General features: G+C 67.8%; 23 protein-coding genes and 1 other RNA gene. 16 read left to right on the top strand and 8 right to left on the bottom strand.

Translation table 11 applies throughout. The annotated features are described in order from the left end of the window. Positions 1-149 precede the first annotated feature (149 nt). The gene (locus AC3WLC_RS25595; protein WP_493687147.1) at positions 150-1,589 is read left to right on the top strand and encodes an FAD-binding oxidoreductase; all 1,440 of its coding nucleotides are present in this window, start codon (positions 150-152) and stop codon (positions 1,587-1,589) included. A gap of 96 nt (positions 1,590-1,685) precedes the next feature. Then, positions 1,686-5,438 (top strand): AsmA family protein, encoded by a 3,753-nt coding sequence (locus AC3WLC_RS25590; RefSeq protein WP_493686727.1) that lies wholly within the window; start codon positions 1,686-1,688, stop codon positions 5,436-5,438. Between the two features lie 94 nt (positions 5,439-5,532). Here the strand turns inward: AC3WLC_RS25590 and AC3WLC_RS25585 are convergent, their stop codons facing one another. Continuing rightward, on the bottom strand, positions 5,533-6,141 hold the full coding sequence (locus tag AC3WLC_RS25585) for a LysE/ArgO family amino acid transporter (RefSeq protein WP_493686726.1): 609 nt from the start codon (positions 6,139-6,141) through the stop codon (positions 5,533-5,535). 93 nt (positions 6,142-6,234) lie between these two features. Between AC3WLC_RS25585 and AC3WLC_RS25580 the strand changes: the two genes are divergently transcribed. Continuing rightward, the gene (locus tag AC3WLC_RS25580) at positions 6,235-7,143 is read left to right on the top strand and encodes a LysR family transcriptional regulator ArgP (RefSeq protein ID WP_493686725.1); all 909 of its coding nucleotides are present in this window, start codon (positions 6,235-6,237) and stop codon (positions 7,141-7,143) included. Here AC3WLC_RS25580 and AC3WLC_RS25575 read toward each other — a convergent pair. The 6 genes from AC3WLC_RS25575 to AC3WLC_RS25550 all read right to left on the bottom strand — a co-directional run bounded on the left by AC3WLC_RS25575 (position 7,127) and on the right by AC3WLC_RS25550 (position 10,518). Continuing rightward, complete coding sequence (locus AC3WLC_RS25575) at positions 7,127-7,369, bottom strand: ribbon-helix-helix domain-containing protein (RefSeq protein ID WP_454024400.1); 243 nt, start codon at positions 7,367-7,369, stop codon at positions 7,127-7,129. The genes AC3WLC_RS25580 and AC3WLC_RS25575 overlap by 17 nt on opposite strands. Next, positions 7,366-7,566: a DUF4169 family protein gene (locus AC3WLC_RS25570; RefSeq protein WP_493686724.1), complete on the bottom strand. Its 201-nt coding sequence runs from the start codon at positions 7,564-7,566 to the stop codon at positions 7,366-7,368. The genes AC3WLC_RS25575 and AC3WLC_RS25570 overlap by 4 nt, the downstream gene beginning before the upstream one ends. Positions 7,567-7,570: 4 nt before the next feature. Beyond that, positions 7,571-8,965, bottom strand: a complete 1,395-nt coding sequence (gene fumC / locus AC3WLC_RS25565) for a class II fumarate hydratase (RefSeq protein WP_493686723.1) — start codon at positions 8,963-8,965, stop codon at positions 7,571-7,573. 18 nt (positions 8,966-8,983) lie between these two features. Then, positions 8,984-9,586 (bottom strand): SspB family protein, encoded by a 603-nt coding sequence (locus AC3WLC_RS25560; protein WP_493686722.1) that lies wholly within the window; start codon positions 9,584-9,586, stop codon positions 8,984-8,986. A gap of 160 nt (positions 9,587-9,746) precedes the next feature. Then, positions 9,747-10,131: a transfer-messenger RNA gene (ssrA, locus tag AC3WLC_RS25555) on the bottom strand. A gap of 90 nt (positions 10,132-10,221) precedes the next feature. Further along, a complete protein-coding gene (locus AC3WLC_RS25550) occupies positions 10,222-10,518 on the bottom strand; it encodes a PepSY domain-containing protein (protein ID WP_493686721.1) in 297 nt (98 codons plus the stop codon). Between the two features lie 295 nt (positions 10,519-10,813). Here AC3WLC_RS25550 and AC3WLC_RS25545 point away from each other — a divergent pair, with 295 nt between their 5' ends. The 8 genes from AC3WLC_RS25545 to AC3WLC_RS25510 all read left to right on the top strand — a co-directional run bounded on the left by AC3WLC_RS25545 (position 10,814) and on the right by AC3WLC_RS25510 (position 17,371). After that, positions 10,814-11,608 carry a thymidylate synthase gene (locus tag AC3WLC_RS25545; protein WP_493686720.1) on the top strand — a complete coding sequence of 265 codons (795 nt, stop codon included), beginning with the start codon at positions 10,814-10,816 and terminating at the stop codon, positions 11,606-11,608. Next, positions 11,605-12,087, top strand: coding sequence for a GNAT family N-acetyltransferase (locus AC3WLC_RS25540; RefSeq protein ID WP_493686719.1), 483 nt, complete (start codon positions 11,605-11,607; stop codon positions 12,085-12,087). Before AC3WLC_RS25545 ends, AC3WLC_RS25540 begins: the two co-directional genes overlap by 4 nt. 4 nt (positions 12,088-12,091) lie before the next feature. Then, positions 12,092-12,607, top strand: coding sequence for a dihydrofolate reductase (locus AC3WLC_RS25535; RefSeq protein WP_493686718.1), 516 nt, complete (start codon positions 12,092-12,094; stop codon positions 12,605-12,607). A 169-nt stretch (positions 12,608-12,776) separates the two neighbouring features. Continuing rightward, a complete protein-coding gene (hflK, locus tag AC3WLC_RS25530) occupies positions 12,777-13,970 on the top strand; it encodes an FtsH protease activity modulator HflK (protein WP_493686717.1) in 1,194 nt (397 codons plus the stop codon). Next, positions 13,967-14,893: a protease modulator HflC gene (gene hflC, locus AC3WLC_RS25525; protein WP_493686716.1), complete on the top strand. Its 927-nt coding sequence runs from the start codon at positions 13,967-13,969 to the stop codon at positions 14,891-14,893. The genes hflK and hflC overlap by 4 nt, the downstream gene beginning before the upstream one ends. Positions 14,894-14,918: 25 nt before the next feature. After that, positions 14,919-15,104: a DUF2065 domain-containing protein gene (locus AC3WLC_RS25520; RefSeq protein WP_346363073.1), complete on the top strand. Its 186-nt coding sequence runs from the start codon at positions 14,919-14,921 to the stop codon at positions 15,102-15,104. A 247-nt stretch (positions 15,105-15,351) separates the two neighbouring features. Further along, the gene (locus tag AC3WLC_RS25515) at positions 15,352-16,890 is read left to right on the top strand and encodes a DegQ family serine endoprotease (protein ID WP_493686715.1); all 1,539 of its coding nucleotides are present in this window, start codon (positions 15,352-15,354) and stop codon (positions 16,888-16,890) included. A gap of 139 nt (positions 16,891-17,029) precedes the next feature. Beyond that, a complete protein-coding gene (locus AC3WLC_RS25510; RefSeq protein ID WP_493686714.1) occupies positions 17,030-17,371 on the top strand; it encodes a DHCW motif cupin fold protein in 342 nt (113 codons plus the stop codon). A 3-nt stretch (positions 17,372-17,374) separates the two neighbouring features. Here the strand turns inward: AC3WLC_RS25510 and serB are convergent, their stop codons facing one another. Then, positions 17,375-18,265, bottom strand: coding sequence for a phosphoserine phosphatase SerB (gene serB / locus AC3WLC_RS25505; protein ID WP_493686713.1), 891 nt, complete (start codon positions 18,263-18,265; stop codon positions 17,375-17,377). Between serB and miaA the strand changes: the two genes are divergently transcribed. From miaA to ilvN, 5 genes are all read left to right on the top strand, one after another. Further along, positions 18,233-19,216: a tRNA (adenosine(37)-N6)-dimethylallyltransferase MiaA gene (gene miaA, locus AC3WLC_RS25500; protein ID WP_493686712.1), complete on the top strand. Its 984-nt coding sequence runs from the start codon at positions 18,233-18,235 to the stop codon at positions 19,214-19,216. The two genes, serB and miaA, sit on opposite strands and share 33 nt — an antisense overlap. Positions 19,217-19,438: 222 nt before the next feature. Beyond that, a complete protein-coding gene (locus AC3WLC_RS25495; protein WP_493686711.1) occupies positions 19,439-21,202 on the top strand; it encodes an acetolactate synthase 3 large subunit in 1,764 nt (587 codons plus the stop codon). Positions 21,203-21,339: 137 nt separating this feature from the next. Then, complete coding sequence (locus AC3WLC_RS25490; RefSeq protein WP_493686710.1) at positions 21,340-22,047, top strand: aspartate/glutamate racemase family protein; 708 nt, start codon at positions 21,340-21,342, stop codon at positions 22,045-22,047. A 103-nt stretch (positions 22,048-22,150) separates the two neighbouring features. Then, positions 22,151-22,864, top strand: coding sequence for a glutathione S-transferase family protein (locus AC3WLC_RS25485; protein ID WP_493686709.1), 714 nt, complete (start codon positions 22,151-22,153; stop codon positions 22,862-22,864). Next, positions 22,861-23,397, top strand: a complete 537-nt coding sequence (ilvN, locus tag AC3WLC_RS25480; protein WP_110489027.1) for an acetolactate synthase small subunit — start codon at positions 22,861-22,863, stop codon at positions 23,395-23,397. Before AC3WLC_RS25485 ends, ilvN begins: the two co-directional genes overlap by 4 nt. Positions 23,398-23,415: the final 18 nt, after the last annotated feature.

Here is a 23,415-nt window from a genome sequence, read left to right as displayed (position 1 = left end):
CTCCTCCTTTCGGTCTGTCTCTCGTCGATGCGTAGGCGGCTCTGCACCGCCGGCTCTTGCCGGCGCGGTCGCGGCGCGTGAAAACAACACGAGCCGCTGCTCTCAAGGCCGAACCATTCCAGACTAGGCGAAGTTCTCCAGCCATGACAATGCCTTCTACAGCTTCCGTGCCTCAAGCCACCCCTGCTCCTGCTGCAGAGCTGCCGCCGTCGCCGCAGGCCGTTGCCGCGCTGACGCAGGCGCTGGCGGCGTTGTTCGGCAACCGGCTCGTCACCAGCCTCGCGGTCCGGCAACAGCACGGCCATACCCTGACCTGGATTCCGAACCAGCCGCCGGACGCGGTTGTCTATCCCGAGAGCACCGAAGAGGTGGCTTCGATTGTGAAACTCTGCGCCCAGCACGGGGTTCCGGTGATCGCCTTCGGCACCGGCACCTCGCTGGAAGGCCATGTCAACGCGCCGTTCGGTGGCGTCTCAATCGACATGAGCCAGATGAAGCGGGTTGTCGCGGTGCATGCCGAGGATCTCGATTGCACCGTCGAGCCCGGCATCACCCGCAAGGAACTCAACGAGCATCTGCGCGACCAGGGCCTGTTCTTCCCGATCGATCCCGGCGCCGACGCCTCGATCGGCGGCATGGCGGCGACGCGCGCTTCCGGCACCAATGCCGTGCGCTACGGCACGATGAAGGACAATGTCATCGCGCTGACCGCGGTGATGGCCGACGGCTCGATCGTCAAGACGGCGAGCCGGGCGCGCAAGTCCTCGGCCGGCTACGACCTGACCCGCCTGCTCGTCGGCTCGGAAGGCACGCTCGGCATCATCACCGAGGTGACGCTGAAGCTGCACGGCATTCCCGAGGCGGTCTCGGCCGGCGTCTGCCCGTTCCCCTCGGTTAAGGCGGCCTGCGACGCGACGATCATGACGATCCAGTCCGGTCTGCCGGTGGCGCGGATCGAGCTGGTCGATGACGTGATGATGCGCGGCGTCAACCTGCACTCCAAGCTCGGCCTGCCGGAGACGACGATGCTGTTCGTCGAGTTCCATGGCTCGGAGGAGGGCGTGAAGGAGCAGGCCGAGCGCTTCGGCGAGATCGCAGCCGAATTCGGCGGCGGGCCGTTCGACTGGGCGACCAGACCGGAGGATCGCACGAAGCTGTGGCAGGCGCGGCACGACGCCTATTGGGCGGCGCGCGCGCTGCGGCCCGGGGCGGAATCGGTCGCGACCGATGTCTGCGTGCCGATCTCGCGGCTGGCCGAATGCGTCGACGAGACCAAGCGCGACATCGAGGCCTCCGGCCTGATCGCGCCGATCGTCGGCCATGTCGGCGACGGCAACTTCCACACGCAGCCTCTGGTCGATCTCGCCGATGCCGACGAGGTCGCGCGCTGCGAGGCCTTCATCGACCGGCTGGTCAAGCGGGCGCTCGCCATGGAGGGCACCTGCACCGGCGAGCACGGCGTCGGCCAGAAGAAGATGAAGTACCTCACGATCGAGCACAGCCCGGCGGCGCTCGCGGTGATGCGCCTGATCAAGCGCTCGCTCGACCCGCAGAACATCCTCAATCCCGGCAAGATCATCGCCTTGTGACATTCCGAACGGGGATCATTCGCAAGAATGTCGTGATCCTGCCGCGACTTGCGTGCATGATCGCGCCGTCGACATATCGAGGATTGATGCAAGAGCGTGCGTGAGGCCCTGACCTTACTGGCCGGGCTGCTCGTCGCGGCGTTGCTGGCCGCGCTGCTGGGGCCGGGTTTCGTCGATTGGCGCGAGTACAGGCCCCATTTCGAGCAGCGCATCAGCGCTGCGCTCGGCGTGGAGACGCGCGTCGCCGGCGGGATCGGGCTGCGGCTGCTGCCGTCGCCGCGATTGACGCTGGGCGAGGTGCACCTCGGCTCCAGCGAGAGTGGAGCGAGCAGCGCCGGCATCGAAAGACTGACGGCCGAGCTCGCCCTGGCGCCTCTCGCGCGCGGCGAGTTCAGGCTGGTCGAGGCCGAGGCCGACGGGCTGACGCTCAACCTCGTAGCCGACGAAAGCGGCGCCATCGCCCTGCCGGCCCGCCAGGGCACGGGCTTGCCGAGCGAGACGGCGATCGATCGGCTGGCGATCCGCCGTGCGGCCGTGATCTGGCGCGAGCCCGGCAAGCCGGCACAGACACTGGCGCCGATCTCGGTCGATGTCTCGGCTGTCGCGCTGCACGGGCCCTGGCGTGTAGAGGGCGAGATTGCCGGCTCGTCGCTGCGCTTTGCCACCGGCGCGATCGAGGCCGATGGGCGGCTGCGGACCAAGGCCTCCGTCACCGGCGAGCAGGCGCAGTTCAGCTTCGACGGCTCGCTGATCCTGGCTGGTGTCGAGCAGCGTGTCCGGCCTGGGCTTGAGGGCAGCTTCACCATGGCGCCAGGCGGTGCCGTCAGCCTGGCGGGGCGGGTGAGCGGCGACAGCCGGCGCCTCGATTTTGCCGGGCTTGCCGTCGAGATCGCCGGCGGCGCGGCGCGGCTGGAAGGCGAGGGCTCGTTCAACCCGAGCGACAGCACAGGCAGCGTCCAGCTCAAGGCGCGCCGGCTCGACGCCGACATGCTGAGCGAGGCTCTGGCCCAGCGGCCGGGCTATCAGCGCGCTTTGCAGGCCTTGCCAGGGCCGCTCGACCTTTCGCTGGAGCTCGACCAGATCGTCTGGCGCGGTGAGGATTTCAGCGGCTTTGCCCTGCGCGGTAAGCTCGATGGCGACGGGATCGAGGCAGGCAGCGCCACGGTCAGGATCGCCAATGCCACCCTCGACGCCCGCGGCGCGTTTGACGGCCAGGGTTTTCGCGGCACGGTCGAGGCGAAGGCACCGGATGCGCGCCGGGCGGCGCTGGCGCTGGCGCGGCTCGGCGTCGAGGCCGGATTGGCCGACAGCTTCGCGGCTTTGCGCAGCTTCGATGGCACGGCGGTGCTGGACTGGAGCAGCGAGCGTCTCGCGATCACACGCATGACCGCGCGGGCGGGCTCAGGCCCGCGTCTGGAAGGCTCCGGCGCGATCACGCCGGGTAGGCTCGACGCGAAGCTGACTCTCAACGGGCTCGACCTCTCCACCTTGCCGGCGGGCGACAGCCTGAATGCGCTCGCCGGTCGCCGCGACCTTGCGCTCGATCTCACCCTGAACGGCCTGCGCTATCGTTCGGCGCCACCCGGTTCGGCCCGGCTCGCCTTGACCCGGCAAGGCAGTGATTGGCGCCTCAGCCGCCTGGCGGTCGACGGCTTCGGCGGCGTCAAGGTCGAGGGCGAGGGCGCGCTGCTGCCGGGCGGCGGCGAGATTGCCGGGCGGGTCCGCGCGCCGCGCTTCGCTGCGCTGACGGCGCTGGCCGGGCCGCTGCTGCCCGAGGGTTTCCGGCGCGTGCTGCCGCGGATCGAGGACGGGCTCGCCGGCATCGATGCCGGCTTCAAGCTCGCGCGCGCTTCCAATGGCGAGACCAGCGTCGTGGCCGAGGGTTCGGCCCAGGCCGGGCGTCTCGCGCTCAACGGCAAGCTCGACGCGGCCGGGCAGTGGAGCGGCGGCGATGTGAAGCTCTCGCTCGACGACCGTCGCCGCGCCTTCGCCGCCTTCGGCCTGCCGCGCCCGGCACGCGGTGGCTCGGGCGAACTCTCGCTCGGCTTCGGTCCGAGCGGACCGGTCGGCTCGCTCGCAGGACCTGGGCTGATGCTGGTGCTGGAAGGCGCAGGCAATGCGGCGCGGCTCAGTCTGCAAGCCGACGGGCCGGATCAGGTCCTTCCGGACGGGTTGGCGCGACTGGTTCCGGACGGCGTTCTCGACGCTTCCGGGCGCGTCAGCTTCGGCGACGAGGCGCGGCTCGATGATCTCGTCGTCAATGCCGGCGGCAGGACCGCGCGCGGCGCGCTGAGCTTCTCAGCCGAGAACGGGATCGGCGGGCGGCTCGATCTGCCCTATCTGGCGCTGCAGCCAGCCCTCACGGCCGCGATCGGACAGGCCCAGCCGGTCGCCGGCAGCCAGTGGTCGCCGAGCCGTTTCCAGAATGCGACGGGGCTGGGCGAGGTCAGGCTCGCTCTTGCCGCCGAGCGGCTCGACCTGACCGACCGCATCGCCTTGAGCAAGGCGCGGCTCGATCTGGCAGCCGGGCCGGACGGGCTCGTCCTCGACAATCTCCGCGGCAGCCATGCCGGCGGCGAGGTCAGCGGGCGGCTCACGGCGCGTCGTGAGGGCGGGCTGGCGCAGATCAACGGCAAGCTCGGCCTCGCCGGGCTCGACCTCGCCGTACTGACCAAGGGTGCGCTGACCGGCAAGCTCTCGGGGAGCTTCGAGGCCGGCGGCTCGGGCGAAAGCCCGGCGCGGCTGATCGCAGCACTCGGTGGCGCTGGCTCGATCAGCGTTGCAGGCGCCGGCATGGCCCGCTTCGATCCCGCTGCGATCTCGAAGGTGATCGCAGCGACGGGGGACGACGCCTCCGAAAGCGAGACCGGGCGCCTGCAGGATAGGATCGGCGAGGCGTTGGAGAAGGCGAGCTGGCCGCTCGGCGACGTCACCATTCCCTTCACCCAGGCCGCCGGCGTGCTGCGCGTCTCGCCCGTCTCGGTCGAGCGTGCCGGTCTCAGGGCCGATGCGACCGGGCTGGTCGACTGGCGGGCGATGACCACCGATCTGCGCCTCAACCTGCGCCCCCTCGGTGCCGCGCCGAAGGGCTGGCCGGAGCAGATGCCACAGGTCGGCGTTGCCTGGCGCGGGCCGCTTGAGGCGCCGCGGCGCGAGACCGATGTCGGTGCGCTCTCCAATGTGGTGGCGGCGCGGGCTCTGGCGCGCGAGATCGAGCGGGTCGAGGCGTTCGAGGCCGATCAGCGCGAGCGGGCGATGCACATCCGCCGCCTGCGGGCCGAGCGCGAGCTGCGCGAGAACGAGCGCAAGCTCGCCGAATTCCTGAAGGCCGAGGAGGAGCGCCGCATCGCCGAGGAGAAGCGGGCGGAAGAGGCGCGCAAGGCCGAGGAGGCGAGAGTCGCCGAAGAGGCTCGCAGGGCGGAGGCGGCACGAAAGGCTGAGGAGGCGAGACTCGCCGAAGAAGCCCGCAAGGCAGAGATCGCGCGGCGCGCCGAGGAGGCGAAGCAAGCTGAGGAGGCACGTCGCGCGGAGATCGCCCGCAGGCTGGAAGAGGCGCGCATCGCCGAGGAGGCCCGCAAGGCCGAGATCGCGAAGCGGCAGGAGGAGACCCGCCGCGCCGAGGACGAGCGGCGCAAGGCCGAAGCCGAGGAGCGCGCAAGGCAGGCGGCGATCCGGGCCGCGATCGAAGGGCGGCCTGGGCCGATGATCCTGCAGGGCGCACCGCCCTCCTTTATCCCGGGCGATCCGCCGGGCTATGGCAGATCGCGCGGCGAAGCGCCGCCATTGCCGCCGCCGCTCGACATCCAGTCGGTGCCGCGGCCGCTGTCGCGGTCGCCGTTGCAGAACTGATTCAAGGCGCTGGCAAAGTGATTCAAGCGCGTGCGGGGCTGATTCAGTACTTGCTCGCAAACTGCTGATATGGCGTTATTTTTTGTCTTTCTGGTCAGCCGCCCCGCAGCAGCTTGAAGGCGATCGCCCACATGGTCGCGGCGACGATGCCGTCGAGGATGCGCCAGGATTTGGGATCGGCGAAAAGCGGGCGCAGCCAGCGGGCGCCATAGCCGAGCCCGAAGAAGAACAGGAATGAGGCGGTCATCGCGCCGGCGGCGAAGACCAGTTCTTGCCCCGGGAACTGGCTGGCGATGCTGCCGATCAGCAGCACCGTGTCGAGATAGACGTGCGGGTTGAGCCAGGTCAGCGCCGCACAGGTGACGAGGCTGGCGGACAGCGTCGTGCCGCCGGTGGTGCCGACGGCCAGCGCTTCGGATGAACGCAGGGCCGAGAGCAGGCTGCGCGCGCCATACCAGATCAGGAAGGCGGCACCGCCATAGCGCAGGGCCGGTTCGAGCATGGGCAACATCGCCGTTGCCTGCTTCAGCCCGACGACGCCGGCCAGGATCAGCACCGCATCCGAGAGCGCGCAAGTGAGGCAGACCGCGAAGACATGCTCGTTCCTGAGGCCCTGCCGCAGCACGAAGCTGTTCTGGGCGCCGATCGCGACGATCAGGCTGAGGCCCATGGTGAAGCCGGTGACATAGACGGAGAAGGGCATAGGTGGCGGTCCAGTTTCTACCGCTCCGCCTAGTCGCTCGCTTGGCCTTAGTGTAGTTAAACATCATTACGCCAATTAAGCAGAGCTAATGCGATGCTCGACTACCCCGCTTTGCAAGCGGTCTCCCTCGTGGTCCGGACAGGCAGTTTCGACAAGGCGGCGCAGGCGCTGAACGTCACGCCTTCGGCGGTCTCACAACGCGTTAAGCAGCTCGAAGAGCGGCTAGGGACTGTGCTGATCATCCGGGGCCAGCCCTGCACGGCGACCGAGCGCGGCGAATGGCTCTGCCGGCACATGGAGCAGGTCGGCCTGCTCGAAGGCGAGCTGATGACGCGGCTGCCGGCGCTGGCCGAGCCGGAGCAGCCACAGCAGCGCGTCACGCTGCGAGTAGCTGCCAATGCCGACAGCCTCGGGACCTGGTTTCTGCAGGCGGTGGCTGACTTTGCAGGCCGGAGCCCGCACCTCCTCGACATCGCCGTCGACGATCAGGAGCATACGGCCGACTGGCTGCGACAGGGGCGGGTGCTCGCCGCCGTTACTGCGCTGGACAAGCCGATCCAGGGCTGCCGCGTCATCCCGCTCGGCTCGCTGCGCTATCTCGCGACGGCGAGCCCGGGCTTCATGGCCCGCCATTTCGCTGACGGCGTGACGCTGGCCGCGCTGGCGCAGGCGCCGTCGCTGATCTTCAACCAGAAGGACCGCTTGCAGAGCCAGTGGATGGAGCTCGCCCTCGGAGAAAGTCCGGGTTATCCCGTGCATTGGGTGCCGTCGACGCACGGCTTCGTCGAGGCGTGCCTGCTCGGCATCGGCTGGAGCGCCAATCCCGAATTGCTGGTGCGGGAGCATCTCGATGCCGGCCGACTACGGGAGCTGATGCCCGGAACGGCGCTCGACACGCCGCTGTTCTGGCAGATCAACCGGGTCGCGGCGGATCGGCTGGCCGATCTGACGCGCGCCGTCGTCGAGACGGCGCGGCGCCTGCTGGTCAGTCCGCAGGTGTGAGCCTCGCGGCTTCGGTGCGCCCGCGATAATGGGCGAGCACGCGTAACCGCAGCGCCGAGGAGAGGTTGAGCTCGCCCCGGCCGGAGTCGACCTCCACCACCAAGCTGGCGATCGGCCGCTTCTCGGCCGCCGCGATCTCCTTCAGCGCCTCCCAGAACGGCTCCTCGAGCGAGACGCTGGTGCGGTGGCCGGCGATGGCGAGGGAGCGCTTACGCAGGCCGCTCACGCCTTGTCCTTGCCGTCGGGATCGTCGGAGAGGCGATGGCCGTCGAGGCGGCGCTCGGCGAGCGTCTTCTCCGCCTCGGTCAGCTTGCGCTCCGCCTTGGTCCGGCCGAACGCGATCCGGTTCTGCTCGGCCTGCGCCTCGGCGCTTGCCCGGTCACGGGCCTTGCGGGCGCGGCGGAGATTGACGACATCCCCCACGGCGTCAGCCCGGGCTGAGCATGTCTTCGGCGACGACGGTCTTGTCGAAGAGCTCGGCATCGACGCCGGCCTTCAGCGCTTCCTCGCGGAGCGTCGTGCCGTTGTGATGGGCCGCTTTGGCGATGCTCGCGGCCTTGTCGTAGCCGATCGCCGGAGCGAGCGCCGTCACCAGCATCAGCGAACGCGACAGCAGCTCAGTGAGGCGCTCGCGATTGGGCTCGATGCCCTCGACGCAATTGCTGCGGAAGCTGTCGGCCGCGTCTGCCAGGAGTCGCGCGGATTGCAAAAACGCCTGCGCGATCACCGGCTTGAAGACGTTGAGCTCGAAATGGCCCTGGCTGGCGGCGAAGGCGACGGTCGCCTGATTGCCGTGCACGCGGGTCGCGACCATGGTCAGCGCCTCGGCCTGGGTCGGGTTGACCTTGCCGGGCATGATCGAGGAGCCCGGCTCGTTTTCCGGCAGGCTGATCTCGCCGAGGCCCGAGCGCGGACCCGAGCCCATCAGGCGGATGTCGTTGGCGATCTTGAACAGGTCCATGGCGAGCGCGGTCAGCGCGCCATGGCTGTAGGAGATCGCGCCATGGCTGGCGAGCGCCTCGAACAGGTTGTCTGCGGTGCGGAAGGGCAGGCCGGTCAGCCTGGCGACCTCGGCCGAGAAAGCCCTCGCGAAATCGGGATGGGCGTTGAGGCCGGTGCCAACCGCGGTGCCGCCCTGGGCTAGGGCCAGCAGGCCGGGCAGGGTCTGCTCGATCCGGGCGATGCCGAGCTCGATCTGCGCGACATAGCCGGAGAATTCCTGGCCGAGGGTGACCGGGGTTGCGTCCTGGAGATGGGTGCGGCCGATCTTGACGAGGTCGGCGAAGGCTTTCGCCTTGGCGTCGAAGGCGTCCTTCAGCCGGCCGAGCGCCGGCACAAGCTCATTCGCGACGGCGAGCGCGGCCGCGATATGGATCGCGGTCGGGAAGCTGTCGTTGGAGGACTGCCCCTTGTTGACGTGGTCGTTGGCGTGGACCGGGCTCTTCTTGCCGAGGCCGGCGCCAAGGATCTCGTTGGCGCGGTTGGCCAGCACCTCGTTGACGTTCATGTTCGACTGGGTGCCGGAGCCGGTCTGCCAGACGACGAGCGGGAAATGCTCGTCGAACTTGCCGGACAGGGCTTCGTCAGCGGCCTGGACGATGGCCTTTTCGACCTTGGCGTCGAGCAGGCCGAGCTTCGCGTTGACGGTGGCGGCAGCCTTCTTGACCAGGACCAGCGCATGCACGACCGGCAGCGGCATGCGCTCTGCCGGTCCACCGATCTTGAAGTTCTGCAGCGAGCGCTGCGTCTGCGCCGCCCAATAGCGGTCGGCGGCGACATCGATCGGACCGAAGGAATCGGTCTCGCTGCGGAATCCGGTCATGATGGGAGTCCTTGGGTCTCAGGTCTTCTTGCGGAAGGCGTCGAGGCTGACGACCTGGGCGCCGCTTTCCTCCGCGGCCTCGTCCGCCTTGGCGTCGGCATCCGCCTCGGCTGCTTCCTTCTTCGCGCTCGCCGGCAGCGCCTTCTGGGCCGGCTTGGGCGGAAGCGCGAGCGGCGCGGCCGGTGCAACGCTGGGCTCGGAAGCGGCGCCGCGCGGCGCTTTCGCCGAGGCGGCGGGCTCGCTCGCCTGTGCCTCGCCGGCGGCTTCCTGCGTCTCGAACTTCAGGCCGAACTGGACGGACGGGTCGAAGAAGGTGGTGATCGCGTCATAGGGGATCAGCAGCCGCTCCGGCACGCCGGAGAAGGAGAGCCCGACCTCGAAGGCATGGTCGCTGACGTTGAGATCCCAGAACTGGTGCTGGAGTACTATCGTCATCTCGTCCGGATGCTTCTCGCGCAGGCGCTGCGACAGCCGCACGCCCGGCGCGGTGGTCCGGAAGGTGATGTAGAAATGATGGTCGCCCGGGAGCCCGTCGCGGCCCGCCTCGGACAGGATCTTGCGGACGACGCCCTTGAGCGCGTCCTGCACCATCAGGTCGTAGCGGAGAATATCCTTGGTCATCGGGTCCGGGTTCCGTTTCCGCTCCTCTAGATCACGCCGCGACCGGTGGGAAGCTCCCCGAAACGAAAAACGTGACCGATTCCATTAGTTTAGAGCAGTTCTTATACAAAGGAAGGGCCTCCTCTGCTGCTCCGCGCCGGCTGCCTGAGCCGGACAAAAAAGTGGAGGCTTCTGTTGCCAGGCGCCTCCGAGCCCCGCCTTACGCGGCTAAACGCAAGGGCTTTGGTTTGGGAACCAGCACCGCTTACGCGGCGACGGCAACCCGAGCATTGTTGTCGTTGGCAACTATGCAACGGCCCGATAACGGCGGAACCATGCCGGGCAAAAGAACAACCTTTACACCCTCGTCGATCCTATTTCGCCCCCGCCGCAGCCCTGCAACCGGTCGGCTGCAAGTTCCTGCTGCTTGCGCCGCAGGGCTGGGGTGGAGGCGCCGGGTACCGCCCCCGGGTCCGAAAGGCTTATTCCGAAGTTCGTTTATCGCCATAGCCGGTCTTGCGAACGGCAAGGGGAATATAGGCACTGACCGCGCGCGGGGAAAGAGAGCAGGAGGCCGTCCCGGCTAATTTCTGCGCAAGCATGAAAAAGCCGCGGGAAAATCCCGCGGCTTCGTGGTGTCTTCAACGAAAATGCAATCAGGGCGCTGCCGCGCCGCCGACCACGGTGCCGTCATAGGCATTGAGATCGAGCGTCACCTCGACACCGCCCTGGGCGCGCCCGGCGATCTCCCAGCGCCAGTCGGAGAGGGCGATCTCCTCGATATGGACGAGGCCGTGGCGGAAGGCGATCGAGCGCGCCTGGGACTCCGTGATCTTCGGCGCGGTGGCGGTCGCCGGGTTTTGAGGCTTAGCCTCGGCCGAGGCCGACGCCGAAGCATGCCCCGCAAGGCTCACTGCCAGAAGCAGTGCAGCCAGCATGGATAGTCTGGTCATGATACGGTCCACATCAACCGGGCGTTTGATGGAGCATCGGATCGTTCCGGAAACCGGAAGCCACCTTCGTCCGATACCCCAAGCGCAGGCCCGAAGCGCCCCTTCTGTTCATCAGCCATTCACATTGGGGCGGCGCTTCGGCATTGCAATATCCGGAGCGATCACGATTTATTTCGATGCCGTGACTTGGCCACGAGGGCTGCGTGAAAAGCGGTTGAGAGCTGCGGCGGGCGGGGAGCGCGCCGGCGCGGATGGCGCTAATGTCGCGGGCTTTTCAGATTCGAATTCGGGTTCAATGCACCAGTATCACGCCCTTCTGCAGCGCGTCCTCGACGAAGGCGTCCGCAAGGACGACCGGACCGGCACCGGCACGCTGGCTTTGTTCGGCCACCAGATGCGCTTCGACCTGTCGGAGGGCTTTCCGCTGGTCACGACCAAGAAGCTGCATCTGAAATCGATCATCCACGAGCTGATCTGGTTCCTGCGCGGCGACACCAATGTCCGCTATCTCCAGGAGAACGGCGTCACCATCTGGGACGAGTGGGCCGATGCGAATGGCGATCTCGGCCCGGTCTATGGCCGGCAATGGCGCTCCTGGCCGGCTCCGGACGGCAGTACGATCGACCAGATCGCCTGGCTGGTCGACGAGATCAAACGCAATCCCGATTCGCGCCGGCTCATCGTCTCGGCCTGGAATCCGGCCGACATCCCGAAGATGGCGCTGGCGCCGTGCCATTGCCTGTTCCAGTTCTTCGTCGTCGACGGGCGACTGTCCTGCCAGCTCTACCAGCGCTCGGCCGACGTCTTCCTCGGCGTGCCCTTCAACGTCGCGAGCTACGCGCTGCTGACCCATATGGTCGCGCAGGTCACTGGCCTTGCCGTCGGCGACTTTGTCCATTCCTTCGGCGACACGCATCTCTATCTCAACCATCTCGACCAGGCCCGCGAGCAGCTGTCGCGCACCCCGCGGGCGCTGCCGACGCTCAGGCTCAACCAGGCGGTGCGCAAGCTCGAGGATTTCCGCTTCGAGGACGTCGTGATCGAGGGCTACGACCCGCATCCGGCGATCAAGGCGCCGATCGCGGTATGACGCTGACGATCCGTCCCGCCCGGCCCGACGAGGCCGGGCTGGTGCTCTCCTTCGTGCGAGAACTCGCCGAATACGAGAAGCTGCTGCACGAGGTCGAGGCCAGCGAGGCCGACATGGCGGCGGCCCTGTTCGGGCCCGAGCCCAAGGTGTTCTGCGACATTGCCGAATGGGACGGGAAGCCGGCCGGCTTCGCGATCTGGTTCTACACCTATTCGACCTTCACCGGCCGGCACGGCATCTGGCTGGAGGACCTCTATGTCCGGCCCGACCAGCGCGGCCGCGGCATCGGCAAGGCGCTGATGGTGCGCCTCGCCAAGCGCTGCGTGGATGAAGGGCTGTCGCGCTTCGCCTGGTGGGTGCTGAACTGGAACGAGCCCTCGCGGGTGTTCTACCGCTCGATCGGCGCGGTGGCGCAGAGCGAATGGACGGTGAAGCGCGTGGACGGCGAGGCCCTGCGCAAGCTCGCCGGCGGAGGTTGAGCCGGTGGCCAAGCTCCCCGTCGTCCTGGTCGCGGCAATCGCCGACAATGGCGTGATCGGCCGCGACAACCAGCTGATCTGGCGACTGCGGACCGATCTGCGCCGCTTTCGCGAGCTCACCATGGGCTGCCCGATCATCATGGGGCGCAAGACCTTCCTGTCGATCGGCAAGCCCTTGCCCGGACGGCAGACCGTCGTCCTGTCGCGCGATCCAAATTTCCAGCCTGACGGCGTCTACGTCGTGCCGACGCTCGACCAGGCGCTGGAGACGGGGCAACGGCTCGGGCAGGCGATGGGCGCGCGCGCCGTCATCGTCGCCGGCGGCGGCGAGGTCTATGCGCAGGCACTGCCCTTTGCGGACCGGCTGGAGCTGACCTTCGTCCATGCCAGCCCCGAGGGCGATGCGCTCTTCCCGGCTTTCGATCGCGAAGCCTTCCGCGAGAGCGCCCGCAGCGAGCATCCCGCAGGCCCGGAAGACGAGTTCTCCTTCGCCTTCACGACGTTGGAACGGGCCTCCTGAGCGCTCAGGTGAGGAGACTGCGACGAAGGGTCTACGACCAAAGGCGCTTGCGTCGTTGACGAATCCATGGCCGATGCCCAATTCAACGCCCATTGCGCCTGATGGCGCTGACAGCGTTCAACCGTTCAGCTATGCACGGTCGAAGCAAAGAGTGAGGAACGGCTGAGGCATGCCTTGGAGTAACCAGAGCGGTGGAAGCGGCGGCAGTGGCGGCGGCGGTGGCGGTGGTCCTTGGGGCCAGCGTGGCGGCGGCGGCAACGGCGGCGGTCCCTGGGGCGGCGGCGGTCCTTCCGGCGGCAACACCCCTCCCGATCTCGAGGAGATCATCCGGCGCGGCCAGGACCGGCTCAAGAACTTCATGCCGGGCGGCAATCTCGGCGGCCGCGGGCTCCTGCTCGTCGGTCTTGGCCTGGTGCTGCTCTGGCTCGCCACCGGCGTCTACACGGTGCGACCCAACGAGGTCGGCCTCAACCTGATCTTCGGCAAATATGTCGGCAAGACCGGGCAGGGCCTGAACTACAACCTGCCTTATCCGATCGGCAGCGTGATCAAGCCGCAGGTGACCAACGTCATCACCACCGAGGTCGGCTTCCGCACGGTCGAATCGGCGCGGACCTCGCGCCAGACCGACATCCCCGAAGAAAGCCTGATGCTCACCGGCGACGAGAACATCGTCGACATCGACGTGATCGTGCAGTGGCAGATCGATCCGGGCGCGCCCGAGGCTTTCGTCTTCAACATCCAGGATCCGCCGGGCACGGTGAAGGCCGTGGCCGAGAGCGCGATGCGCGAGGTCATCGGCCGGCGCAACATCCAGCCGGTGCTGACCACCGACCGCGCCGCGATCGAGACCGAAGTGCGTCAGCTGATGCAGGACACGCTGAACACCTACCGGGCCGGCGTGCAGATCCGGTTGGTGCAGCTGCAGAAGGTCGACCCGCCGCAGCAGGTCATCGACGCCTTCCGCGACGTCCAGGCGGCGCGCGCCGACCAGGAGCGCCTGCGCAACCAGGCCGAGACCTATGCCAACCAGGTCGTGCCGGAGTCGCGTGGCCGCGCCGCGCAGCTGCTGCAGTCTGCCGAAGCCTTCAAGGACCAGACGGTCGCCGAGGCACTCGGCCAGATCAGCCGCTTCAACTCGGTCTATGAGCAATACAAGAATGCGCCCGCCGTCACGCGCGAGCGTCTCTTCCTCGAAACCATGGAGCGCGTCTTCGGCGGCATGGACAAGGTGATTCTCGACCAGAACGGCTCCGGCAACGGCGTCGTGCCCTATCTGCCGCTCGGGGAACTCGGCCAGCATCAGCAGCGCCGGCCGAACGGCCAGACCCAGGGCCAGGCTCAGCAGGGGACGACGCGATGAACGGCTTCTTCCGCGTTGCCGTGCTGGCGATCGTCGCCATCGTCGCGGTCGTTTTCTACGCCGCGACCTTCGTCGTCCAGCAGACCCAGTCGGCGATCGTGCTGCGCTTCGGCGCGGTGCGCAGCGTCGTCACCCAGCCGGGGCTCTATTTCAAGCTGCCGGCGCCGTTCGAGCAGGTCACCTTTCTCGACAACCGCATCCTCGATCTCGACCTGCCGTCGCAGGAAATCATCGCCTCGGACCAGAAGAGGCTCGTGGTCGACGCCTTCACGCGCTACCGGATCTCCGATCCGCTGCGCTTCTACCAGGCGGTCAACAACATCCCGCGCGCCAATTCGCAGCTCGCCTCGATCGTCAACGGTAACGTCCGCTCGGTCCTGGCCGAGGCGACGTTCACCTCGATGGTGCGCAACGACCGCTCGCGGCTGATGAACCGCATCCGCGACGACGTGAACCGCGAGGCAGGCCGGTTCGGCATGACCGTGGTCGACGTCCGGCTGCGCCGTGTCGACCTGCCGGCGGCCAACTCGCAGGCGGTGTTCCAGCGCATGCAGACCGAACGCCAGCGCGAGGCGGCGGAAGCGCGCGCTCTCGGCGGCCAGCAGTCGCAGGAGATTCGGGCGCGCGCCGAGCGCGACGCGATCATCATCGTCGCCGAGGCGCAGCGGAAATCCGACGAGATCCGCGGCCAGGGCGAGGGCGAGCGCAACCGCATCTTCGCCGAGGGCTTCGGCAAGGATCCGGAGTTCTTCGCCTTCTACCGCTCGATGCAGGCTTACGAAGCGAGCCTGAAGGCCGGCGATACGCGCATGCTGCTGACGCCGGACTCGCCGTTCTTCCGCTTCTTCAACGACCCGTCCGGCAAGCGCGCCGGAGCGGCAACAGATGCAGCCCCGGCGACGCCGGCGGCCCCGAAGCCCTGATCGATCCCATGACCGAGCGCTGCGCATGACAGATTTCCTCGCGGCGCTCGGCCTGGTCTTCGCCATCGAGGGACTGCTTTTCGCGTCGATACCGGAGATCGCCAAGGAGGCGCTGCGTAGCGCCTCCGAGACTCCGGCGGATCGCATGCGCCTGATCGGCATCGTCTCGGCGATCGTCGGCGTGGGCATGGTCTGGCTGGCGCGCAGCTGACGGCAACCGGATCCGCCCGGCTCGCGCTGCGAGACGGGCGGAACGGGCTCTGAGAGCCTCAAACGGAAGCCGCTCGGGTTCTGCCCGGGCTCCGGGCCATTTTCCGGCGATCACGGCATTATGACGCGATCTTGCGTCGCCCTTCCGCCGTATTTTGGCGTTCTTAAGTTGCGTTCGGATTCCGGCTGCGCTGCAATGCCGTCAAGGCGATCCTTGACGCGACATCATCATGATCATGAGGACATCGATGGCACTCACTCATTCCCATGCCTACCGCCTGGCGCGCATCGCGACGGTTGCCGGCATGGCATTCGCGACGGTGCCCGCCTTCGCTCAGTCGACGCCGGCGCCCGGCAACGTCCAGGCCGCGCCGCAGGCCCATGGCACCACGATCTCCTTGGCCGACCTCGCCGAGCGGGTGATGCCGGCTGTGGTCAACATCGCGGCGGTGACGACCAGCGAGACGCGCGGCCGCAACCTGCCGCAGCTGCCGCAGCTCGGCCCCGACACCCCGTTCGGCGACCTGTTCGAGGAATTCTTCAACCGCCGCGGCCGCGGCGGCGAGCAGGGCCAGAACCAGAACCAGCCGCCGCAGCAGCGCCGCTCGCAATCGGCGGGCTCAGGCTTCGTCGTCGACGCGTCCGGCCTCGTCGTGACCAACAACCACGTCATCGGTGACGCCAACGAGATCACCGTGGTGTTCAGTGACGGCCTGCGCCTCAAGGCCGAGGTCGTCGGCAAGGACACCAAGGTCGACCTCGCGCTGCTGCGCGTGAAGCACGACAAGCCGCTGCCCTTCGTCAAGTTCGGCGATTCCGACAAGATGCGGATCGGCGATCCCGTGATGGCGATCGGCAACCCGTTCGGCCTCGGCGGCTCGGTCTCGTCGGGCATCGTCTCGGCCCGCAACCGCGACATCAACCAGGGGCCCTACGACACCTACATCCAGACCGACGCGGCCATCAACAAGGGCAACTCGGGTGGCCCGCTGTTCAACATGGCCGGCGAGGTGATCGGCATCAACACCGCGATCCTGTCGCCGACCGGCGGCTCGGTCGGCATCGGCTTCGCCGTTCCGTCCTCGCTGGCGACCAATGTCGTCGACCAGCTCAAGGAGTTCGGCGAGACCCGCCGCGGCTGGCTCGGCGTGCGCATCCAGAATGTCGATGACGCGGCCGCCGAGGCGCTCGGACTCGGCACCGCCCGCGGCGCGCTGATCGCCGGGATCGACGAGAAGGGCCCAGCCAAGCCGGCCGGCCTCGAAGTCGGCGACGTGATCGTCAAGTTCGACGGCAAGGACGTGAAGGATTCGCGCGAGCTGCCGCGCATCGTTGCCGGCACCGCTGTCGGCAAGGACGTGCCGATCCAGGTGATGCGCAAGGGCAAGGAGCTGACCAAGTCGGTCAAGCTCGCCCGGCTCGAGGATGGCGAGAAGGTCCAGCAGGCCTCGGCCAACAAGCCCGCGGGCGAGGCCGCCAAGCCGGTGACCGCCTCGGCGCTCGGCTTGGAGTTCTCGGCCCAGAACGACGATCTGCGCAAGCGCTACTCGATCAAGGACGGGCTCAAGGGCGTCGTCATCACCAAGGTCGACGCCAACTCCAACGCCGCCGACAAGCGCATCCTCGTCGGTGAGCTGGTGGTCGAGGTCGGCCAGGAGCCGGTGAACTCGCCGGAGGACGTCACCAAGCGGCTCGACGCCCTCAAGAAGGAGGGCAAGAAGTCGGCCCTGCTGCTGGTCTCGAACGCCCAGGGCGAGGTCCGCTTCGTCGCGGTGACGATGAGCTGACCTTCTTGAGCATGGATCAAGGAAAGGCGGCCTGCGGGCCGCCTTTTTTATTGGGCGATGGCAGCGATCAGCATTTTGCATTGGCCGGGCGAGGGCAGGTCCGGCAGGGTCGCGGGGCACGCTTCCAGAAAGGCCGTCCATGCGCATGAGCGACATCCCCTTCGGCACGACCGACTGGTCGACCGTCGAGCCTGAATACTTCGCGGGAGAACAGGGGCAGGCGACCTGGCGCACGCGCCGCTTCGGGCCGGCGGACAACCCGATCCGGGTGCGCATGGTCGAGTACTCGCCCGGCTATGTCTCGGACCATTGGTGCGAGAAGGGGCATATCCTGCTCTGCCTCGAGGGCGAGCTGGAGACGACGTTGGCCGATGGTCGCGTCATGTGGTTGCGGGCCGGGATGAGCTACCAGGTCGCCGACAAGGCCGAGCCGCATCGCTCGCGCTCCTCGAACGGGGCGCGGCTGTTCATCGTCGATTGAGGCTCAATCCCTGACGATCTCGTCGCCGCTATAGCCTTGGGCGTAGAGCAAAGCGGTGAGGTCGGCATGGTCGAGGCGGGCATCGGCTGCGGCTGCCACCGCCGGCTTGGCGCGATAGGCGACGCCGAGCCCGGCTTCGCCCAGCATGGCGAGATCGTTGGCGCCGTCGCCGACGGCGAGCGTCGCCTCGTCCGGCAGGCCGAAGCGGGCGCGCAGTTCGACCAGCGCATCGAGCTTGGCCTGCTTGCCGAGGATCGGCTCGGCGACCACGCCGGAGAGCAGGTCGCCCTCGCTGAGCAGGATGTTGGAACGGTGCTCGTCGAAGCCGATCGTCCGGCTGATCGGGCCGGTGAAGACGGTGAAGCCACCCGAGACCAGCGCGGTGTAGCCGCCATGGGCGCGCATGGTGCGCACCAGGGCACTGCCGCCGGGCGTCAGCGTGATGCTCTGGGCGATGATCTCGTCGACGACGCCGAGCGCGATGCCCTTAAGGAGGCCGACGCGCTCGCGCAGCGCCGGCTCGAATTCGAGCTCGCCGCGCATGGCCCGCTCGGTGATGTCGGAGACCTTCTCTTTCAGGCCGACATAGGCCGCGAGCTCGTCGATGCACTCCTGGCCGATCATGGTCGAATCCATGTCGGCGAGGAACAGGCGCTTGCGGCGGGTGGCTGCCGGCTGGACGATGATGTCGACCGGGGCGCCAGCGAGGGCCTCGCGCAACGCCGCTTCGAGCTTGCGCGCATCGTCCACTTCCGCGAAGAGGTCGGCCGCGATCTCGCCGTCGAGGCGCTCGACCGTCGCCGGAGCGGGTGCGGCGGCGCGCAGGCGGGCGAGCAGGCCATCGTCGAGCAGGGCCTGACCATGGGCGGAGACGAAGGTGGCGACGAGCGTCATGACGGAGCCGGAAGCGAAGTGAAATACAGCGCGGTGCTCATCGCAGGTCCGACCGCGAGCGGCAAGTCAGCGCTGGCGGTCGAACTCGCCCGCCGTTTCGGCGGCGTCGTGGTCAATGCCGACTCGATGCAGGTCTATCGCGATCTCGAGGTCATCACGGCACGGCCGACGCCGGAGGAGATGGGCGAGGTGCCGCACCGGCTCTATGGCCACATAGACGGTGCGGTGAATCATTCGGCGGCGGCCTATGCGGCCGAGGTCACGGCGCTGCTCACGGAGCTGGCGGGGCAGGGAGCCCTGCCGGTGCTGGTCGGCGGTACCGGGCTCTATTTCAAGGCGCTGACCGAGGGGCTCTCCGATATTCCGCCCGTTCCCGAGGAGGTTCGCATCGCGTTCCGCGCTCGGGCGGAGCAGTGCGAGACCGGCGAGCTGCATGCCGAGCTTGCCGGCAAGGATCCGGAGATGGCGGCGCGCCTGCGGCCGAGCGATCGCCTGCGGGTGATGCGGGCGCTGGAGGTGTTCGAGGCGACCGGGCGTTCGCTGGCGAGCTTCCAGGGTTCGCGGCGGCCGGGGCCGCTGGCGGGGCAGGAGCTGCTGAAGCTCTTCCTTGCGCCGGAGCGGGAGCTGGTCCGTGCCCGGATCGATCGGCGTTTCGACATGATGATGGAGCAGGGCGCGCTCGACGAGGTCGCGGCCCTGCGCGAGCGCCGGCTCGATCCGCTGCTGCCGGTGATGCGCGCCCATGGCGTGCCGGGGCTGATCGCCTATCTCGACGGCCGGTTGTCGCTGGAGGAAGCGGTGGCGCGCGGCAAGGCCGATACACGCGCCTATGCCAAGCGCCAGGTGACCTGGTTCCGCCACCAGATGGAGGGCTGGACAGCGGCCGCGCCGGAGGACGGGCTGGACGTGGCGCTCGCGGCTTGCGCAAGCGGCGCTTCGATTGCCGGCTGAATCCTTACTTGACCATGCGGCGCTGCTCGTTTAGCGTCCGGCAACTTTCGTTTCGACAGGGCTGCGACATGCGCAAGCTTATTATCGTAGAGGTGCGCTGGTAGGGGCCGGTTTAACAACCGGGCGTCCCCGACGCCAGCGCACGCCCAGGCCCCTCCGAGGGCCTTTTTTATTGCCTTTTTCCGACCGACACCGACAGACAGACCTCCGCAGGAGACCGTTATGAGCGAGATGATGACCGGCGCCGAGATGGTCGTTCGCGCCCTCCAGGACCAGGGCGTGGAGCATCTCTTCGGCTATCCCGGCGGCGCGGTGCTGCCGATCTACGATGCGATCTTCCAGCAGGACAAGGTCAAGCACGTGCTCGTCCGCCACGAGCAGGGTGCGGTCCATGCCGCCGAGGGCTATGCCCGCTCGGCGCCGGGCAAGGTCGGCTGCGTCCTCGTCACCTCCGGCCCCGGCGCGACCAACGCCGTCACCGGCCTGACCGACGCGCTGCTGGATTCGATCCCGCTGGTCGTCATCACCGGCCAGGTCCCGACGCATCTGATCGGCTCGGACGCCTTCCAGGAATGCGACACGGTCGGCATCACCCGCTCCTGCACCAAGCACAACTACCTGGTGAAGAGCATCGCCGACCTGCCGCGCGTCCTGCACGAGGCCTTCTATGTCGCGGCCAATGGCCGGCCGGGCCCGGTCGTCATCGACATCCCCAAGGACATCCAGTTCGCGACCGGCGCCTATAGCCGCCCGCGCGACAACCAGCACAAGACCTACCGTCCCACGGTCAAGGGCGACCTGAACAAGATCAAGGCCGCGGTCGAGCTGATCGCCAAGGCGAAGAAGCCGATCTTCTACACCGGCGGCGGCGTCATCAATGCCGGCCCGCACGCCTCGGCGCTGCTGCGCGAGCTGGCGCGGCTGACCGGTTATCCGGTCACCTCGACGCTGATGGGGCTCGGCGCCTTCCCGGCTGCCGACAAGCAGTGGCTCGGCATGCTCGGCATGCACGGCACCTACGAGGCGAACCTCGCCATGCATGACTGCGACGTCATGATCAACATCGGCGCGCGCTTCGACGATCGCATCACCGGGCGTATCGACGGCTTCTCGCCGGGCTCGAAGAAGATCCACATCGACATCGATCCGTCCTCGATCAACAAGACGGTCAAGGTCGATATCGGCATCGTCGGCGACTGCGCCCATGTGCTCGAGGACATGGTCCGGATCTGGCGCGAGACGAGCCCGCAGATCGACAAGACCGCGCTCACCGCGTGGTGGACGCAGATCGACGCCTGGCGGGCGCGCAACAGCCTCGCCTACAAGCGCTCGGACACGATCATCAAGCCGCAATATGCGCTGGAGCGCCTCTATGCGCTGACCAAGGATCGCGACACCTACATCACGACCGAAGTCGGCCAGCACCAGATGTGGGCGGCGCAGTATCTGCGCTTCCAGGAGCCGAACCGCTGGATGACCTCGGGCGGCCTCGGGACCATGGGCTACGGCCTGCCGGCGGCTGTCGGCGTGCAGATGAAGCATCCCAAGGCGCTCGTCATCGACGTTGCCGGCGAGGCCTCGATCCTGATGAACATCCAGGAGATGTCGACGGCGGTGCAATACCGGCTGCCGGTCAAGGTCTTCATCCTCAACAACGAGTACATGGGCATGGTGCGCCAGTGGCAGGAACTGCTGCATGGCGGGCGCTATTCGGAGAGCTACTCGGCCTCGCTGCCGGACTTCGTCAAATTGGCGGAGGCCTATGGCGGGCACGGCATCCGCTGCTCCGACCCGGCCGATCTCGACCGCGCCATCATGGAGATGATCGAGACGCCCGGCCCGGTGATCTTCGACTGCCTGGTGGCGAAGGAAGAGAACTGCTTCCCGATGATTCCGTCGGGCAAGGCGCATAACGAGATGATCCTGCCGGACTTCGAAGGCGACACCGGCGAGATCATCGACGCCAAGGGCAAGCAGCTCGTTTGATGAAGTAACGTCATGCTCGGGCCTGGCCCGAGCATCTCAGGCAGGAAAGGCGCCAACCAGCGCCAACTCGTCAGGAGATTCTCGGGTCTGCGCTTCGCTGCGCCCGGGAATGACGGCCTCGGCTTTAGGGGGACCACATGGCGACCATCGGCCTGATCGGCGGAATGAGCTGGGAATCGACGGCGGTCTATTACCGGCTGTTGAACGAGGGCGTCCGGGCGCGCCAGGGCGGGCTGCATTCGGCCGATGTCCTGCTGCACTCCGTCGACTTCTCGCCGATCGCCGAGATGCAGGCGAGGGGCGACTGGGACCGGGCCGGGGCAGCGATGGCGTCGAGCGCGCGGAGGCTCGAGCAGGGCGGGGCGGTCTGCATCGTTCTCGCCACCAACACCATGCATAAGCTCGCCGACCACATCACCCAGGCGACGAACCTGCCCTTCCTGCATCTCGCCGACGTCACCGCCAAGGCGATCCGCAAGACCACGGCCCGCCGGCCGCTGCTGCTGGCGACGCGCTTCACCATGGAGCAGCGCTTCTATCGCGACCGGCTCGGCGCCTTCGGCGTCGAGGCGCTGGTGCCGGGCGAGGCGGAGCGGACGGACGTCCACCGCATCATCTATGAGGAGCTCTGCCGCGGGGTGGTCGAGCCGGCCTCGAAGGCGCGCTATCGCGAGATCGTCGCGCGGGCGGTGCGGGAAGAAGGCGCCGATGGCGTCATCCTCGGCTGCACCGAGATCGGGCTCCTGGTCTCGCAGGCCGATTTCGATATCCCGGCCTTCGACACCACGGCGCTGCATGTCGAGGCGGCGCTCGACTTCACCCTGGCGATGGAGCAGGCGGCGTGACCCGCCGATCGCCTGCTCTCATGAGTGAGATCACGAAAAGGCGCGGGATCGCCATCCCCCGCGCCGCTAGCGTCCGCGCTCCCCGCGACGGACGGAGCGCGCCATGAAGCTGATCATCGCCAACAAGACCCATTCTTCCTGGTCGCTGCGGCCCTGGCTCGTGCTCAAGCAGTTCGGCATCCCGTTCGAGGAGGTGCTGATCCCGTTCGGGCCGACCATGGACGATCCCGGCTGGAAGCGCGCTGTCGCCGACTACACGCCTGCCCGCAAGGTGCCCTCGCTGGTCGATGGCGCAATTGCCGTCTGGGATTCGCTCGCCATCATCGAGTACATCGCCGAGACCCATCCTGAGCTGCCGATCTGGCCGCGCGACAAGGCGGCCCGGGCGCTGGCTCGCTCGATCTCGGCCGAGATGCACTCCAGCTTCACCGCCTTGCGCGGTGCCTGCCCGATGAACCTCGCCTGGGTGCATCCAGCTCGCGATCGCGGCGAGGCGGTCGCGGCCGACATCGCCCGCATCACCGAGATCTGGCGCGATGCCCGCCAGCGCTTCGGGGCTGGTGGCGACTTTCTGTTCGGGGAATTCAGCGCGGCCGATGCGATGTTCGCGCCGGTGACAACCCGCTTCACCACCTATTCGATCGCGCTCGATCCGGTCAGCGCCGCCTATGTCGAGGCAGTACAGGCGACCGCCGGCTTCAAGACCTGGCGCGACGCCGCTTTGGCCGAGCCCTGGATTGTATCCGAGGACGAGGTCGATGAGCCGATCCAGACCGATTTCCGTCCAAATCTCAGCCGAAGCCGAGCCCAGACATGAACACGACGCATTATCCCAGCGCCCCGACCGCCCAGCCGATCGCCCGCCATACCCTGGCGGTGATCGTCGACAACGAACCGGGCGTTCTCGCCCGCATCGCTGGCCTGTTCTCGGGCCGCGGCTACAACATCGAGAGCCTCACCGTCTCCGAGACCGAGCACGAGAAGCACCTCTCGCGCATCACCGTCGTCACCTCCGGTACGGCGAACGTGATCGACCAGATCAAGGCGCATCTCGACCGGCTGGTGCCGGTGCATCGCGTCGTCGACCTGACCTTGCAGGGCGAGGCGATCGAGCGCGAGCTCTGCCTGGTCAAGGTCGTCGGCAAGGGCGACTACCGCGTCGAGGCGATGCGGCTCGCCGCCTCCTTCGGCGCGCGCACGCTCGATGCGACGCTGACCTCCTTCGTCTTCGAGCTCACCGGCGCGACCGAGGAGATCGAGCGCTTCATCAAGCTGATGACGGTGGTCGGCCTCACCGAAGTCTCGCGCACCGGCATCGCGGCGATGAGCCGCGGCGCGGAGGCGATGTAGCTCGCTAGATTGGTTGCG

Source organism: Allobosea sp. GW821-FHT03A12, assembly GCF_058986765.1.
This window is presented reverse-complemented; position numbering and strand designations above follow the sequence as displayed.